Below are 14,464 nucleotides of genomic sequence, written 5' to 3' on the forward strand. Positions count from 1 at the left end.
GGGAAGATTTGCTATCCTGCGTTCACGTCAGCGATCCACTGATCGACCCGCTTCTCTAGAATACCGAGCGGCAAAGCGCCGCCGCCCAATATCACGTCATGGAAAGCGCGAATGTCAAACTGGTCACCGAGCTGCTCCTCGGCACGTGCCCGCAGTTCGAGTATTTTAATCATGCCGATCTTGTAGCTGGTCGCCTGACCCGGATTGACCAGATAGCGAGCGACTTCGGAGCGCACCGCAGCTTCCGGGATCGAGCTGTTTTCGAGGAAATAAGCAACCGCCTGCTCCTCGGTCCAGCCCTTGCTGTGCAATCCGGTGTCCACGACCAGACGGATTGCCCGCCAGATCTCGCTGGTGAGCCGTCCGAATTCGGAATAGGGATCCCGATAACCGCCCATTTCCTTGGCCAGCTTTTCCGAATAGAGCCCCCAGCCTTCGCTATAGGCAGTATAGCCCGCTTGCGTCCGGAAAGTCGGAATGGCGGTCAGTTCCTGGGCAATGGAAATCTGCATATGGTGGCCAGGCAGACCTTCATGATAAGCGATCACTTCCAGCGTCGGGATCGGCATCGCCCGCATGTCGGAGAGATGGGCATAATAGATGCCGGGACGCGAGCCATCAGGCGTCCCGCTGCGATAATGTTGGGCGGCACCATCGCGTTCGCGAAACGCCTCGACGCGGCGCACTTCGAGATCGGCCTTGGGCAATATACCGAAATAATCCGGCAATTTTTCCTTCAACGCATCGATATGCCCCTTGGCCGCAGCAATATATTGATCGGCCCCGGCATCATCGTCCGAAAAGTAAAAGCGGTCATCTTCACGGATGAATTTGAAGAAAGCCTTCAGATCACCGTCAAATTCCACCTTGTCCTTGATCGCCTCCATGTCGCTGCGCAGACGTGCCACTTCGGACAGGCCGATATTGTGAATCTCGTCCGCCGACAAATTGGTCGTCGTCTGATTGGCAAGGCGATAATTATAGAATGCTTCGCCATTTGGCAGCGCGCGGACCCCTCTCGGGGACGCATCGCTATTGGGCATGTCGGTTTCATACCAGGCAATGATCCTCTGATAGGCGGGCGCAAAAACGGAGGTCAGCGCCGCTCTCGCCTGTTCCCGCAACACCGCGGCGCGCGCATCATCGATCGCACCCTTGTCCACCAGCCCTTGCAGCTTCTCCTCGGTCGCAGCCCAGATTGCCGAGGGCTCGCCGTCATCAAAAGGCGCACCGCTGATGATCTTGGTCGACTGGTCAATCACCCCTTCATAGGCGAAACGGGGTGCCCGGGTTCCCGCTTCGGCATTGGTCTGCGCGCGCGCCAGCAACTGGTCGAGTGCCGTGGCAACGCCGGACAGGCGCTGGATGAAGCCCAGCATATCCGTTTCGGTTTCAACCTTGTGCGTGTTGATCAGGAAAGTCGGGAAAAAGGATTGCAAGCCATTATGCTGGTGCAGTGCATATCGATTGTTTCGAAACGCGACGCCGGCTTCGGCCTGTTTCAGATTGTACAACCAGATGTCATAAGAGGTTTTTGCCTCGGGCGAGAGCTTGGCATAGTCAAAACGGCTTTTCATTTCCGCAACAGCGCTGCGCAACCAGGTCAGTTCCCTGTCGGCCCCTTCGACGCTGAAATCGTCGATCAGGCCATAGTCGGTCTTGCGGCCAATCATGGTCTGTTCAATCGGGCTGAATTTCAGTTCTTCCTCATATTTTTGATCGAACCACATGTTGATGCGGTCTGTTTCAGTTTCGCTGGCCTCGACCGCGTCCGCGGATTGCGAAGCCACTGCAGCGGTGGGGGTGGAGAAGGCCAGTGCAAGCAAGGCGGTCGAAAAGAGCAGCGCGGTTTTGGTCATGCAATATCATCCTCGGGACAGTTAGATTCAGGAACCAGCATGACATAACCATAATGGTTTGGAAACATGTCGAAAGCCGCAATATAAAAAAGGGCCGGAAGTTTCCTTCCAGCCCCTCTTGATTGGTTCAGCGTTAGCCGGACGAACGGGTTTAGAAACCCATTCCGCCCATACCGCCCATGCCGCCCATGTCGGGCATGCCGCCGCCGCCCTTGTCGTCTGATGGCGATTCCGCCACAGCCGCTTCGGTGGTGATCAGCAGGCCGGCCACCGAGGAAGCATCCTGCAATGCCGCACGGACAACCTTGGTCGGATCGATCACGCCAGCTTTGACAAGGTCTTCATACACATCGGTCGATGCGTTGAAGCCGAATTCCTTGCTCTTCTGATCGAGCATCTTGCCGGCAACAACCGCGCCGTCAAAGCCTGCATTTTCAGCAATCTGACGAACCGGGGCCTGCAGCGCTCTGCGAACAATGTCGATGCCGCGGGTCTGGTCGTCGTTGATGCCTTCGAGGCCCTTGAGCGCCGACGTAGCATAAAGAAGCGCAGCACCGCCGCCTGGGACAATGCCTTCTTCAACCGCAGCACGGGTTGCGTGCAGCGCATCGTCGACACGGTCTTTCTTCTCTTTCACTTCAACTTCGGACGCGCCGCCGACCTTGATCACGGCAACACCGCCGGCGAGTTTCGCCAGACGTTCCTGCAGCTTTTCCTTGTCATAGTCGGACGTCGTGTTTTCGATCTGGTTACGGATCGCTTCGACGCGCGCCTTGATGTCGCTCTTCTTGCCAGCGCCATCAACGATCGTCGTGTTATCCTTGTCGATCGTGACATTCTTGGCTTCACCGAGCATGTTCAGCGTAACGCTTTCCAGCTTGATGCCGAGGTCTTCGGAGATCATTTCGCCCTTGGTCAGGATCGCGATATCTTCGAGCATCGCTTTGCGACGATCACCGAAACCAGGAGCCTTGACCGCTGCGATCTTGAGTCCGCCGCGCAATTTGTTGACCACCAGGGTCGCCAGCGCTTCGCCTTCAATATCTTCGGCAATGATCAGCAGCGGACGGCCGGCCTGAACAACAGCTTCCAGAATCGGGAGCAATGGCTGCAGGTTGGTCAGCTTCTTTTCATGGATCAGGATATAGGGGTTGTCAAGTTCGGCAACCATCTTGTCCGGGTTGGTAATGAAGTAAGGCGACAGATAACCGCGGTCAAACTGCATGCCTTCGACAACGTCGAGTTCAAAGTCGAGACCCTTGGCTTCTTCAACCGTGATCACGCCTTCCTTGCCGACTTTTTCCATCGCTTCAGCAATTTTCTCGCCGACTTCGCGATCGCCATTGGCAGAAATAATGCCGACCTGGGCAATTTCTTCGGTGCCCTTGACGTCTTTCGAGCGCTTCTTGAGATCCGCAACCACGGCCAGAACCGCCTGGTCGATGCCGCGCTTCAGATCCATCGGGTTCATGCCGGCAGAAACGGATTTCATGCCTTCCTTGACGATCGCCTGAGCCAATACGGTGGCCGTGGTGGTGCCGTCGCCAGCAACATCATTGGTTTTCGATGCCACTTCACGAAGCATCTGTGCGCCCATGTTCTCGAACTTGTCTTTCAGTTCGATTTCCTTTGCAACCGAAACACCGTCCTTGGTGATGCGCGGTGCGCCAAAGCTCTTGTCGAGCACAACATTCCGGCCCTTGGGACCGAGAGTGACTTTAACGGCGTCAGCCAGCGTGTTCACACCCTTGAGGATGCGTTCGCGAGCGTCGCGACCAAATTTTACGTCTTTAGCAGCCATGATATTTTCCTCTGCTTAAATGATTGAAATATTGATGGAAGAAAGCGCCTATTTCTCGATAATGCCGAGAATATCGCTTTCCTTCATGATGATCAGTTCTTCGCCGTCGACGGTGACTTCCGTGCCCGACCATTTGCCGAACAGGATCTTGTCGCCTTTTTTGACGTCGAGCGGCGTGGCTTTGCCATCATCGTCTTTCAGGCCATTGCCAACGGCGACAACCTTGCCTTCCGAAGGCTTTTCCTGTGCACTATCCGGAATGATGATACCGCCTGCGGTTTTTGTGTCCGCTTCTACGCGGCGCACCAATACACGGTCATGTAATGGACGAAATTTCATAGATTTCCCTTTCTTGTCCAATCCAAAACTCACCCGACCAGCGGTTTGCCGCCAGTCGGAAGAGCAGAATCTGTGTGAATTAGCACTCTCTCCTTTCGAGTGCTAACAGATGCCATGTAATGGTTATTCATCTGCCGTCAAGGGAAAGGGCGGAAAATATTTCTTCCCGTTTTTGTCGGATTTCCAAGGGATTGCGATTCGTTTCACGGGCAATCTCTATTGTCAGGGAAGGATGATGTAACCGGATCGTCGAACATTGCGAATGTCCTTTCGAGCCCGGATTGGCGGGTTCGGACCCGTTCCCCATTTCTAGAGAGGAAATTTAATGTCAGCCTTGATCAAGACTACCGCCGCTGCCGCCGCCCTCGCTGCGGCTGCAACCCTGTCCCTTTCGGCGACCGCTGCGCAGGCGGCGGGTGCGAAAGAAAAATGCTATGGCGTCGCGCTTGCCGGCAAGAATGATTGTGCCGCCGGACCGGGCACCAGCTGTGCGGGCACTTCGACCGCCGATTATCAGGGCAATGCCTGGAAATATGTCGGCAAGGGCGAATGCGTAAAAATCGGCGGTACGCTGACCGCACACAAGGGCAATGCGAAACCGGTTCCCAAAAAGAGCTGAACGCGCTAATTTCTGGGGATGACCGCAATTCCTGACCCTGATGTTTCGTCGGCTCTGCCTATGCCGCGCTCCCTCCCTCCATCGGGCGGCATAGGTCTCAAGTCGGTGCATTATCAGAATGTGCTGGGCGATGCCGCACAGGCGAAACGCCCGTCCTGGGTTGAGGTTCATCCACAGAATTACTTCGGCGATGGCGGCCCGGCTCATCGCTGGCTCACCGCCATCGCCGAGGTCTATCCCTTGAGTTTCCACAGCGTCGGCCTGTCGCTGGGCAGCGCCGACGGGCTGAACGCCAGCGATCTCGACAAGCTTGGCGCGCTCTGTGACCGCTATCAACCGGCGATGGTTTCCGACCATCTGAGCTGGAGCGGCAACGCCCATGATCGCTACCCCGATCTGCTCCCCATTCCCTATACTTACGAAGCGTTCGACCATCTTGCCGGAGAAATCGGCAAGGTTCAGGACCGGCTGCAACGGACCATCCTGATCGAGAATCCGTCCCGCTATCTCAGCTATCGTGACGACGAAATGAGCGAGACGGATTTCATCCACGCCTTGTGCCGGCGAGCGGGCTGCGGCCTGCTGTTCGATATAAACAATGTCGAGGTCACCGCCACCAATGTCGGCCTCGACATGGACGCCTATATCGACGCGATCGATCCGGCCCTTGTCGGCGAGATCCATCTGGCCGGCCACGCCCGCGAAGATCACGAGAGTGGTCCGCTGCTGATCGACAACCATGGTTCGATCGTCAGCGAAGTTACCTGGCACCTGTATCGGCGCTTTATCCGGCGTGCCGGCGCGAAGCCGACGCTGATCGAATGGGATAGCGATATCCCGGAATATGCTGTGCTGATGGCCGAAGTCGCCAAGATGGAGCCTATCCTCAACGATCGGCAAGCGATCGAAATGCACCATGCCGTCGCTCGCTGAAGGCCAGGCGCGCTTCGTCGCCTGCCTGCAAAAAGGGCCTGGCCATTTTCCCGCCGACCTGTTTGCCGAAAGCCGGGATCGCGCACTGCTCGGGCTGAAAGCCCATGCCAATACGATTTCCCATGCCCGGCTGGTGGCACTGGAACAGGCCTATCCCGAATTACACGAACATCTGGGGCACGAGACGTTTCATGCCCTGTCGCGCGATTATATCGAGCAGGACCATATATTGACCTGTGACATGAACAGCATCGCCGCCGACTTCGCCGCATTTCTGAAGAGCCGAGATTGTGACAACAGCGCTGTGGATCTTGCCCGGATCGAGTGGGCCTGGCTGGAAAGCTATCGCAGCGCCGAAGCCGTGCCGGTTGCCCTGAACGACATCGCCGCCTTCGCCGAAGCGGAGCTGCTGGCCTTCCCGCTTGCACCCCATCCCGCCCTGCGTCTCCTCGCCCTCACCGGACCATTGTCTCCGCAACTCCCCGAACTGGCGGCCAGCAAACCGCACGCGCTGCTGATCGCGCGCCCGGAAGAACAGATATTATTTTATCCGCTGAACATGGTGGAATATGCGATTGCGGAAAAAATCCCCGAAAGCCGGACCATGGGTAACCTTTTGCAACATGCTCTCGAACTGGGTGAGGAAGCAACAGCGATGCAGCATCTCGTCATGCTGATCGAGGCTGGAGCATTGACGCGAATTCAGGGATAGAAGCATGATCGAAAAACTGGTCACTCGGCTAAGCGGCCCCGTCGCAGAGGGAATCGCGCTGCTGTTCACCCGCATCGCCCTCGCCGGGATTTTCTGGCGCTCGGCCCGAACCAAGGTCGAGGACGGCAGCTTTCTGACCATCAAGGACACAACATTCTTCCAGTTTTCGGATGCGCCGTTCAACCAGGTGCCCATTCTCAACGGAGATCTGGGTGCCTATGTCACAACCTACCTGGAGCATTTCCTGCCCCTGTTGCTGCTGCTCGGACTGGCGACACGGCTCGGAGCGCTCGGCATTTTGGGCATGACGCTAGTGATCCAGATCTTTGTCTTCCCGGAAATGGCGGTCTGGTGGCAGACCCATATTCTCTGGGTCGCGATGGCGCTGGTCCTGATCGTGCGCGGTGGCGGCCTGTTTTCGCTCGACCGGTTGGTTGGCCAAAGGCTGGGCTGACCCGATGATCGCCAATGAAGAAACTTTTCGGCATCTGATGATCAAGGCGCAGGCTGGCGACAAGCACTGCTATTCCAGTCTGCTGGTCGAATGCGAAAAATGGCTGCGCCGCTATTATGCGCGCAAGATCAATCCGGCGGCAATCGATGATCTGGTGCAGGAAACGCTGATCTCGCTGCATCGCAAGCGCGCAAGCTACGATCCCTCGAAGGCGTTTCTTCCCTGGCTCGCCGCGATCGGTCGTTACCGCTGGATCGATAATCTGCGTATGATTTACCGGCACGAGCATGACCAGCTCTACGAGGAAATGGTCGCCGATCCACAGGACGGGGACGTGACCGCCAAAGTCAGTCTCGAACGGCTGCTCGGTATGATCCCGCAAAAACAGGCGGATGTGATCAGCCTCGTCAAGATCGAAGGCCTCAGCATTATCGAGGCCGCCGCCAAAACCGGGCAGTCTGAATCTTTGGTCAAAGTGAATATCCATCGGGGACTCAAGAAAATGAGCGCCCTAATCGAGAGTGAGTGAAATGAGTATATCTGCAAATAGTCTGATCGAAGGGCTGGTCGAGCAACTGGAGCCGGTCCGGACACTGAAACCGAAAGTCGGGCTGGCGATGGTTGGCGGCCTGACCCTTTTGGCTGCGGTCGCAGTGGCGGTCTTGCTCGGCGTGCGTAACGATCTGAAGACGGGTATGGCAGACGAGATGTTTTTCCTGCGCAGCGGCGTTCTGCTGATGCTCGGCCTTGCGACCGCAATCACGGTGGTCAACATGGCGCGGCCCGGGGTCGGCAATTTGAACCGCGGGTGGATCTGGGCGGCGGTCAGCGCCGCGCTGTTTCCGTTGACCGCAGCGATCATGAGCGCAATCAACATGCCGCCGGTGGAAGCCCTGCGCCCGATGGAAGGTCTCAAATGTCTGGCCGTCAGCGGCATCGCGGCGCTGGCGATCGGTAGCGGCCTGACCCTGTGGCTGCGGCGCGGGGCACCAACCTCGCCGGCCCGCGCTGGCTGGCTGGTCGGGATCGCCTCAGGCGCGCTGGGGGCGGCGGCCTATAATATCTACTGCCCGTTCAACGATATATATTATGTCGGCCTGTGGTTCACGATTCCTGTCCTGGTAAGCGCCGCTGCAGGGCGGTTGGTCGTCCCCCGCCTTATCCGCTGGTAATTTCCGGTTCCCATCCCATATAGGACGAGTCAATCCAGTCTGAACGGGAATAGATATATGCAATTTGCGCGGGCGGCGTGGAAATTTCTGGTCGCAATAAAGGACGGCATGGTGCTGATCGCCATGCTGTTGTTCTTTGGCGCCCTCTATGCTCTGCTGTCGTCGCAGCCCAATGGCGCTGCGATCCGTGATGGTGCCTTGCTGCTCGACCTGAACGGCGTGATCGTCGAAGAACCGGCAGCCCCTAATTTCGAAGATTTCCTGGCCAGCAATAGCGGAGAGACTCCACGCGAATATCGCTTGCGGGATGTTGTGGCTGCCATTGACGCGACCGTGGAAGATGATCGGGTCAAAGCCATCGTCCTGGATCTCAGCCGTTTTGCCGGTGGCGGCCAGACCAGCCTGACCGATGTCGGCGAGGCACTGGCCCGGGCCAGAAAGGCTGGCAAACCAGTCTATGCATTCGCCAGCTTCTATAGCGACGACAGCTACCAGCTCGCTGCCCATGCAACAGAAATCTGGATGGACCCGATGGGCGGTATAATTTTTGCCGGGCCCGGCGGGAATCGGCTTTATTACAAGGGCCTGATCGACCAACTCGGGGTCACGGCCAATATCTACCGGGTCGGCACTTATAAGAGTGCGGTCGAACCCTATATGCGCGCCGACCAGTCCCCCGAGGCGCAGCAAGCATCCGAGGCGCTCTATGCCGTGCTGTGGGACAGCTGGTTCGGCGAAGTGACAAAGGCGCGGCCACAAGCAGTGATTCAGCCCTTCGCCGACGACCCGGCCCGTTTCGCCAGAACCGCCGGCGGTGATTTGGCGAAAGTTGCCATGGAGCAGAAACTGGTCGACAAGCTGGGCGACAAAACCGCCTTTGACCGCTTTGTTTCGGAGCAGGCCGGTGTTGATGAAAAGCCTTCGCCGGACAGTTTCAAGAGCATCGATTTTGATGCTTATGTCGCCGCCAACCCGGTGGATAGCACAGGCTCTCCTATTGGTGTGATAACCGTTGCAGGCGAAATTGTCGGGGGTAAAACCGGCCCTGGCATGGCTGCCAGTGGTCGGATCGCGGAATTGATTTATACCGCCCTGGATGATGAGAAGATCAAGGCGCTGGTCGTCCGCATTGATTCACCTGGCGGCTCGGCCTTCGCCAGCGAAGAAATCCGCCTCGCCCTGCTCGAAGCCAGGAAAAGAAAACTGCCGATTGTCGTTTCGATGGGCGATGTTGCGGCCAGCGGCGGCTATTGGGTCGCTACGGCAGGCGATCATATCTTTGCCGAACCACAAACGATCACTGGCTCGATCGGGGTCTTCGCGGTTCTGCCCAGCTTTGAAAAAGCCCTGGCCAGGTGGGGCGTGACTGCAGACGGCGTCCAGACCACGCCGCTGTCCGGAGAACCCAATTTTGTTGGCGGCTTTGGCGAGGATCTGAATGTCATTTTGCAGGCCGGAGTCGAAGACAGCTATGGTGATTTCGTGACACTGGTTGCAACGGCACGCGGCAAGACCCCTGCAGAGGTCGACACCATCGGTCAGGGTCGGGTCTGGGATGGCGGCACCGCGCGGCAACTCGGGCTGGTCGATGGTTTCGGCGGCATGAAGGAAGCACTCGCGGAAGCAGCCAGACGCGCGGAACTGGCAGAAGGCGATTATCACCCGAAATATCTCGATCCTGCAGCCCGTTTTTCTTGGCTTCCGTTCGGTGGCATTCCTTTTGTCCGCCAGGAAAGCGCACCGGTTACCGGCATCGTCGGCTGGGTCGCACAGCGTCAAAAGGCGGTTTTCGGGCAGGCACTGGCTACCGCCCAGGGCCTGCTGGCGCGTGAAGATGTGCAAGCATTATGCCTCGAATGCGGGGTCGTTGCACCTCGGAACACCAGCACATCGACCGGCTGGATCAACCGGCTACTCAGCTATTCTTTCTCTTCCGCTCCGCGATAGGCAGGGAGCGACAGGCCCTTGACGATGGCCAGCGCGCGCAGCGCGAAACCGGCGACAAAGGCGATCAGGGCGGCAATGAAGCCCGCTATGCCGAATTGTACGAGCAGAACGAAGCTGAAGGCAGACAGCGCGCCAGCGGTTATATAAAGTTCCGGGCGAACAATGATCGACGGTTCTCCCGATATCAGATCGCGGATCACCCCGCCGACGCTGGCGGTGATCACCCCCATGATCGCCGCTGGTACCGGATCGATCCCCAGTTGCAGCGCCTTGGCGGCACCGAACACCGAATAGGCGGCGAGGCCAACAGCGTCGAACCAGTCGACTGCTGCCGGTCGCCAGAATCTGACGGGCGTGACCCACACCAGCAGCGCAATCGACAGACATAATATCGGTACCCGCGCGTCTTGCACCCAGAATACCGGGGCGCCGATCAGCAGATCACGCACGGTACCCCCGCCCACCCCGGTAACCAGAGCAAAAAAGGCAAAGGTCACCAGCGTTTGCCGGTTGCGCGCTGCCACCAGCGCACCCGATATGGCAAATACTGCAATCCCGAACAGGTCGAGCCAGCCAAGCGCATCAAATAATATGGCGGAATTCATGAGGGCCTTCGCCGTCTGCGGCGGCGGCGGGTAAACAGCATGACAAAACCGAGTATCGATCCCAGCAGGGCGATGGCTGCCGAGCCAATCAAGATCGGATGGCTGGTGTCCTCGCGCGTCTGCAGGTCCATGATATGCAGGCCCCACATCAAATCGAAGACCCGCCAGAATTTGGTACGCACCGCGATCACTTCACCGCTATCCGCATCGATATAAAAGCGTACATCATCGTCGAAGGTGACCCGCCATGATGGCCGGCCGCTCCGCTGGTCCATTGGCGCGTCTTCCGCCGCGAAGCGCGCAACGGTTTGCACGGCCGCCACATCGGATCGGGCTGCACTAGCCAGCATGCTGGCCTCGCTGGCTGAGACCGGCGGAAGCAGAGCACCGGTCAGGGCATCGGCTCGCCGCTTGCGACCATCGGCATAGGCAATCACCCAAAACGGGCCAGCTTCATTCTGCTGCAGGGTCAGACTCTTTGCCTGCCGCCCTTCCAGCAAGGGCGCGACGGGCCTGATCGCATCCAGCGCAGGAGTTTCGCTGCGCAAATGATTGCCGCGCACGGTATCGATCGGCTGCACCACCATCAGCAATCCGCTCGCGGTCCAGATGATGATCGGTACTCCGATCAGCCAGCCCAGCCAGACATGCCAGCGCATGAGTTTATGATGTTTCATAATATGTGCTCCGAATGCTCCCCGGCGCAGGCCAGGGCCCATCTCCCCATCGTTCCGATCAGAATTCTAGTTCGTTATCGACGTCAGGTCCCGCAATAAATGTCCAATGGCCTTCGGAAAGAGGCCGGGGGATGGATCCCCGGCTGTGCGGGGGCACGGTGCGTTATTTTCTGATTCCAAAGACCCTACATATGAATCGGCTTGCCCTGGACCGCCATCGCCGCTTCCTTGATCGCTTCCGAATGGGTCGGATGGGCATGGCAGGTATAGGCAATATCCTCGCTGGTCGCGCCAAATTCCATCGCCTGGGTAACCTGGGCGATCAAGGTCCCGGCCAGCGACGAGATGATATGGGCACCGAGCACCCGGTCGGTTTTCGCATCCGCGATGATCTTGACATAGCCCTCGGTGTCGCGATTGGTCTTGGCGCGGCTGTTGGCGGCGAACAGGAATTTGCCCACCTTATATTCGGTGCCGCTGTCCTTCACCTCTTCCTCGGTCTTGCCGATGCTGGCAATCTCGGGATAGGTATAGACCACGCCCGGGATCAGGTCATGATTGACGATCCCCTGCTGGCCGGCGATGAATTCCGCCGCGGCAATGCCTTCATCCTCGGCCTTGTGCGCCAGCATCGGCCCGGGCGTCACATCGCCGATCGCGTAGATTCCAGGGACCTCGGTCTGGAAGTCATGGCCGACCTCGATCTGCCCGCGATCATTGGTTTCCACGCCCGACTTGTCGAGTTCTAGACCGTCGATATTGGGCTTGCGGCCAATCGCCACCAGCACGACGTCGGCTTCCATCGTCTCGCTGTCGCCCCCCTTGGCCGGTTCCATGGTCAGCGTCGCCTTCTTGCCCTTGACGCTGCAGCCGGTGACCTTGGTGCCGGTCCGAATCTCGAAACCCTGCTTCTTGAACATCCGGTTCGCATCCTTGCGGATATCACCGTCCATGCCGGGCAGGATCTGGTCGAGATATTCCACCACCGTCACTTTCGCACCGAGCCGCAGCCATACCGAGCCCAGTTCCAGACCAATCACACCGCCGCCGATCACGACCATGTGCCCCGGCACCTTCGGCAGTTCCAGCGCGCCAGTCGAATCGACCACGACATGCTTGTCATTGTCGACCTCGACACCGGGCAGCGGCATTACCGAAGAGCCGGTCGCGATCAGGATATTCTTCGCGCTGTAACTCTTGTCGCCGACCTTGACCCTATTGGCATCTTCAAACGCACCGCGCCCCTCGATCCAGTCGACCTTGTTCTTCTTGAACAGCATGGAAATGCCGCCGGTCAGCTCTTTCACGGCCTTGGATTTCTCCGCATGCATCTGCTTGAGATCGAGCTTGGCGCCGGTCAGCTTGACGCCGAATTTCTCCAGCGCACCACTATGCGCTTCATGATAAAGCTCCGACGCGTGCAGCATCGCCTTGGACGGAATGCAGCCGACGTTGAGGCAGGTGCCGCCCAGCGTCTCGCGGGCTTCGGCGCACGCAGTCTTCAAACCCAGCTGCGCCGCCCGGATGGCGGCAACGTAGCCTCCGGGCCCTGCGCCTATGACGAGGACATCGTAGTTATAATCAGCCATGTTCTTTTCGCTCCAGCGGCATCGACCGAACGACGCCTCCTACTTCGATGACGGTAAAACGGGACATAGGGTCGATCGCCGCGTCCCGGAACAGCGCGAGGAAAGTATCCGCGACAAGAACCGCGTGTTCGGGACGGCTGCGCATGTAGACGACGCCCGGCGGTGGCGGGCGGAGTTCGTGGAAGATCATTCGGCTGAAGTCGGAGTCGAACGTCACGAGTATGCGCTCCTCGCGACGCGCTCTCGCCATGATGTCAGGATCGGGCGCGCGGGCGTCGGTTTCCGCAATGACCAAGCAGTCGTGCCCGAGTTGCCGCAAGGCACGAGCCACGAGGAAGGGTACGTTCTCGTCAATCAGGAACTGCAAAGGTCAGGCAGCTTTCGGCACCAGATCGTACAGCTGCTCCGCGACGATCTCCCGGGTGAAGGAGAAGATCGCCTTCAAGGCTTCGGGAGAAAGCCGCGGGTAGTTCTCGAACAGCTCCGCTTCGGACCACCCTGCCGCAAGCCAGTCCAGAACGATCTCCACCGTTATGCGCGTGTCGCGCACGACCGGCTTGCCACCCATGACATCGGGCCTGATCTCGATATGGTCGCGCCAATTCATGAAAGCACCTAAAGATCGATCAGCAGCCGTGTCGGATCCTCGATAGCCTCTTTCATGCGGACGAGGAAGGTGACGGCTTCGCGGCCGTCGATCAGGCGGTGGTCGTAGGACAGCGCCAGATACATCATCGGTCGCGCGACGACCTGACCGTCCCTGACCACGGGCCGCTCCTCGATGCGGTGCATGCCCAGCACGGCGCTCTGCGGCGGGTTGATGATCGGGGTGGACATCAGCGATCCGAACACGCCGCCATTGGTGATCGTGAACGTGCCGCCCTTCATTTCGTCCATCGTCAGCGTGCCCGCCTTGGCCTTCTTGCCGAAGTCGGCGATCGCCTTCTCGATCTCGGCGAAGCTCAGCTTATCCGCGTCGCGGATGACTGGAACGACGAGCCCGCCCGGCGCTGAAACCGCGACCGAGATGTCGGCGTAATCGCGGTAGACGATTTCCTCGCCTTCGATCGACGCGTTGGCCGACGGGATGTCCTTGAGCGCCAGCACCGCGGCCTTGACGAAGAAGCCCATGAAGCCGAGCCGGATGCCGTGCTTCTTCTCGAACAGCTCCTTGTAGCGCGTGCGGGCCTCGATCACGGCCGTCATGTCGACATCGTTGAACGTCGTCAGGATCGCGGCGGTGTTCTGCGCTTCCTTGAGGCGCTTGGCGATCGTCTGGCGCAGCCGCGTCATCTTGACGCGCTCTTCGGAACGCCCCGCAGCAGGCTGCAGGGCGGGTGAAGGAGAAGTAGAAGCGGCAGGAGCGGCTTGAGGCGCTTCAACGAAAGCACCGCTCGCAGCGTTGAGGACGTCGCCCTTGGTCAGTTGCCCATCCTTGCCGCTGCCCCTGATTTTCGATGGATCGAGTCCGCGCTCCAGCGCCATGCGGCGGACGGATGGCGGGATGCCGAGCGAGCTCAAATCGTCCTCGGAAATGGTCGCGGCATCCGGCTTGGCGCCGCCGGCGCTGGCCTGCGCCGCCTGATCCTCGTCGCTGCCCTTGATCTTCGATGGGTCGAGCCCGCGTTCGAGCGCCATACGCCGGACGGAAGGCGGAATGCCGAGCCCGGCGAGATCGTCCTCCGACAGCGCATTGGCGGACGGTGTGGTGCCACCAGCACTTTCCTGCCCCGCCTGATGCTCGTCGCTGCCCTTCA

Annotated in this window: 16 protein-coding genes; 7 read left to right on the forward strand and 9 right to left on the reverse strand. The window is 58.9% G+C overall.

Annotated elements, in window-relative coordinates; translation table 11 throughout:
- Nucleotides 1-11: 11 nt before the first annotated feature.
- The 3 genes from ACEW8J_RS05450 to groES form a co-directional block, all read right to left on the reverse strand.
- On the reverse strand, nucleotides 12-1,859 hold the full coding sequence (locus ACEW8J_RS05450) for a DUF885 family protein (RefSeq protein WP_373490629.1): 1,848 nt from the start codon (nucleotides 1,857-1,859) through the stop codon (nucleotides 12-14).
- 151 nt (nucleotides 1,860-2,010) lie between these two features.
- Complete coding sequence (gene groL, locus ACEW8J_RS05455; protein ID WP_373490630.1) at nucleotides 2,011-3,660, reverse strand: chaperonin GroEL; 1,650 nt, start codon at nucleotides 3,658-3,660, stop codon at nucleotides 2,011-2,013.
- Nucleotides 3,661-3,708: 48 nt separating this feature from the next.
- The gene (groES, locus tag ACEW8J_RS05460; protein WP_373490631.1) at nucleotides 3,709-3,999 is read right to left on the reverse strand and encodes a co-chaperone GroES; all 291 of its coding nucleotides are present in this window, start codon (nucleotides 3,997-3,999) and stop codon (nucleotides 3,709-3,711) included.
- A gap of 325 nt (nucleotides 4,000-4,324) precedes the next feature.
- Between groES and ACEW8J_RS05465 the strand changes: the two genes are divergently transcribed.
- Genes ACEW8J_RS05465 through sppA form a run of 7 tightly spaced genes read left to right on the forward strand, consistent with a single transcriptional unit; the run spans nucleotide 4,325 to nucleotide 9,836 of the window.
- Nucleotides 4,325-4,618 carry a DUF2282 domain-containing protein gene (locus ACEW8J_RS05465; protein ID WP_373490632.1) on the forward strand — a complete coding sequence of 98 codons (294 nt, stop codon included), beginning with the start codon at nucleotides 4,325-4,327 and terminating at the stop codon, nucleotides 4,616-4,618.
- Between the two features lie 60 nt (nucleotides 4,619-4,678).
- A complete protein-coding gene (locus ACEW8J_RS05470; RefSeq protein ID WP_373490633.1) occupies nucleotides 4,679-5,551 on the forward strand; it encodes a DUF692 family multinuclear iron-containing protein in 873 nt (290 codons plus the stop codon).
- Nucleotides 5,535-6,263 (forward strand): putative DNA-binding domain-containing protein, encoded by a 729-nt coding sequence (locus ACEW8J_RS05475; protein ID WP_373490634.1) that lies wholly within the window; start codon nucleotides 5,535-5,537, stop codon nucleotides 6,261-6,263. The genes ACEW8J_RS05470 and ACEW8J_RS05475 overlap by 17 nt, the downstream gene beginning before the upstream one ends.
- Nucleotides 6,264-6,267: 4 nt before the next feature.
- Nucleotides 6,268-6,717 carry a DoxX family membrane protein gene (locus tag ACEW8J_RS05480; protein ID WP_373490635.1) on the forward strand — a complete coding sequence of 150 codons (450 nt, stop codon included), beginning with the start codon at nucleotides 6,268-6,270 and terminating at the stop codon, nucleotides 6,715-6,717.
- Between the two features lie 4 nt (nucleotides 6,718-6,721).
- Nucleotides 6,722-7,246: a sigma-70 family RNA polymerase sigma factor gene (locus ACEW8J_RS05485; protein WP_373490636.1), complete on the forward strand. Its 525-nt coding sequence runs from the start codon at nucleotides 6,722-6,724 to the stop codon at nucleotides 7,244-7,246.
- Nucleotide 7,247: 1 nt separating this feature from the next.
- Complete coding sequence (locus ACEW8J_RS05490; RefSeq protein WP_373490637.1) at nucleotides 7,248-7,889, forward strand: NrsF family protein; 642 nt, start codon at nucleotides 7,248-7,250, stop codon at nucleotides 7,887-7,889.
- Nucleotides 7,890-7,946: 57 nt separating this feature from the next.
- Complete coding sequence (sppA, locus tag ACEW8J_RS05495) at nucleotides 7,947-9,836, forward strand: signal peptide peptidase SppA (RefSeq protein ID WP_373490638.1); 1,890 nt, start codon at nucleotides 7,947-7,949, stop codon at nucleotides 9,834-9,836.
- Here sppA and ACEW8J_RS05500 read toward each other — a convergent pair.
- The 6 genes from ACEW8J_RS05500 to odhB form a co-directional block, all read right to left on the reverse strand.
- Nucleotides 9,809-10,441, reverse strand: coding sequence for a trimeric intracellular cation channel family protein (locus ACEW8J_RS05500; RefSeq protein ID WP_373490639.1), 633 nt, complete (start codon nucleotides 10,439-10,441; stop codon nucleotides 9,809-9,811). The genes sppA and ACEW8J_RS05500 overlap by 28 nt on opposite strands.
- Nucleotides 10,438-11,118: a PepSY domain-containing protein gene (locus ACEW8J_RS05505; RefSeq protein ID WP_373490640.1), complete on the reverse strand. Its 681-nt coding sequence runs from the start codon at nucleotides 11,116-11,118 to the stop codon at nucleotides 10,438-10,440. The genes ACEW8J_RS05500 and ACEW8J_RS05505 overlap by 4 nt, the downstream gene beginning before the upstream one ends.
- 185 nt (nucleotides 11,119-11,303) lie before the next feature.
- A complete protein-coding gene (gene lpdA / locus ACEW8J_RS05510) occupies nucleotides 11,304-12,707 on the reverse strand; it encodes a dihydrolipoyl dehydrogenase (RefSeq protein WP_373490641.1) in 1,404 nt (467 codons plus the stop codon).
- Nucleotides 12,700-13,074: a DUF5615 family PIN-like protein gene (locus ACEW8J_RS05515; protein ID WP_373490642.1), complete on the reverse strand. Its 375-nt coding sequence runs from the start codon at nucleotides 13,072-13,074 to the stop codon at nucleotides 12,700-12,702. Before ACEW8J_RS05515 ends, lpdA begins: the two co-directional genes overlap by 8 nt.
- A 3-nt stretch (nucleotides 13,075-13,077) precedes the next feature.
- Nucleotides 13,078-13,314, reverse strand: a complete 237-nt coding sequence (locus ACEW8J_RS05520; RefSeq protein ID WP_373490643.1) for a DUF433 domain-containing protein — start codon at nucleotides 13,312-13,314, stop codon at nucleotides 13,078-13,080.
- An 8-nt stretch (nucleotides 13,315-13,322) separates the two neighbouring features.
- Nucleotides 13,323-14,464, reverse strand: a 1,142-nt coding sequence (gene odhB / locus ACEW8J_RS05525) for a 2-oxoglutarate dehydrogenase complex dihydrolipoyllysine-residue succinyltransferase (protein ID WP_373490644.1), incomplete at its 5' end; no start/stop codon positions are given.

The organism is Parasphingorhabdus sp. (genome assembly GCF_041748495.1).
Taxonomy (GTDB): domain Bacteria; phylum Pseudomonadota; class Alphaproteobacteria; order Sphingomonadales; family Sphingomonadaceae; genus Parasphingorhabdus.

Bases quoted from the DNA above. Each gene is read 5' to 3' on its own strand.
- groL (WP_373490630.1), bottom strand. From the start codon at position 3,660: ATGGCTGCTAAAGACGTAAAATTTGGTCGCGACGCTCGCGAACGCATC.
- ACEW8J_RS05470 (WP_373490633.1), top strand. From the start codon at position 4,679: ATGCCGCGCTCCCTCCCTCCATCGGGCGGCATAGGTCTCAAGTCGGTG.
- ACEW8J_RS05505 (WP_373490640.1), bottom strand. From the start codon at position 11,118: ATGAAACATCATAAACTCATGCGCTGGCATGTCTGGCTGGGCTGGCTG.
- ACEW8J_RS05500 (WP_373490639.1), bottom strand. From the start codon at position 10,441: ATGAATTCCGCCATATTATTTGATGCGCTTGGCTGGCTCGACCTGTTC.
- sppA (WP_373490638.1), top strand. From the start codon at position 7,947: ATGCAATTTGCGCGGGCGGCGTGGAAATTTCTGGTCGCAATAAAGGAC.
- groES (WP_373490631.1), bottom strand. From the start codon at position 3,999: ATGAAATTTCGTCCATTACATGACCGTGTATTGGTGCGCCGCGTAGAA.
- ACEW8J_RS05475 (WP_373490634.1), top strand. From the start codon at position 5,535: ATGCCGTCGCTCGCTGAAGGCCAGGCGCGCTTCGTCGCCTGCCTGCAA.
- ACEW8J_RS05520 (WP_373490643.1), bottom strand. From the start codon at position 13,314: ATGAATTGGCGCGACCATATCGAGATCAGGCCCGATGTCATGGGTGGC.
- ACEW8J_RS05480 (WP_373490635.1), top strand. From the start codon at position 6,268: ATGATCGAAAAACTGGTCACTCGGCTAAGCGGCCCCGTCGCAGAGGGA.
- lpdA (WP_373490641.1), bottom strand. From the start codon at position 12,707: ATGGCTGATTATAACTACGATGTCCTCGTCATAGGCGCAGGGCCCGGA.
- ACEW8J_RS05490 (WP_373490637.1), top strand. From the start codon at position 7,248: ATGAGTATATCTGCAAATAGTCTGATCGAAGGGCTGGTCGAGCAACTG.
- ACEW8J_RS05450 (WP_373490629.1), bottom strand. From the start codon at position 1,859: ATGACCAAAACCGCGCTGCTCTTTTCGACCGCCTTGCTTGCACTGGCC.
- ACEW8J_RS05465 (WP_373490632.1), top strand. From the start codon at position 4,325: ATGTCAGCCTTGATCAAGACTACCGCCGCTGCCGCCGCCCTCGCTGCG.
- ACEW8J_RS05485 (WP_373490636.1), top strand. From the start codon at position 6,722: ATGATCGCCAATGAAGAAACTTTTCGGCATCTGATGATCAAGGCGCAG.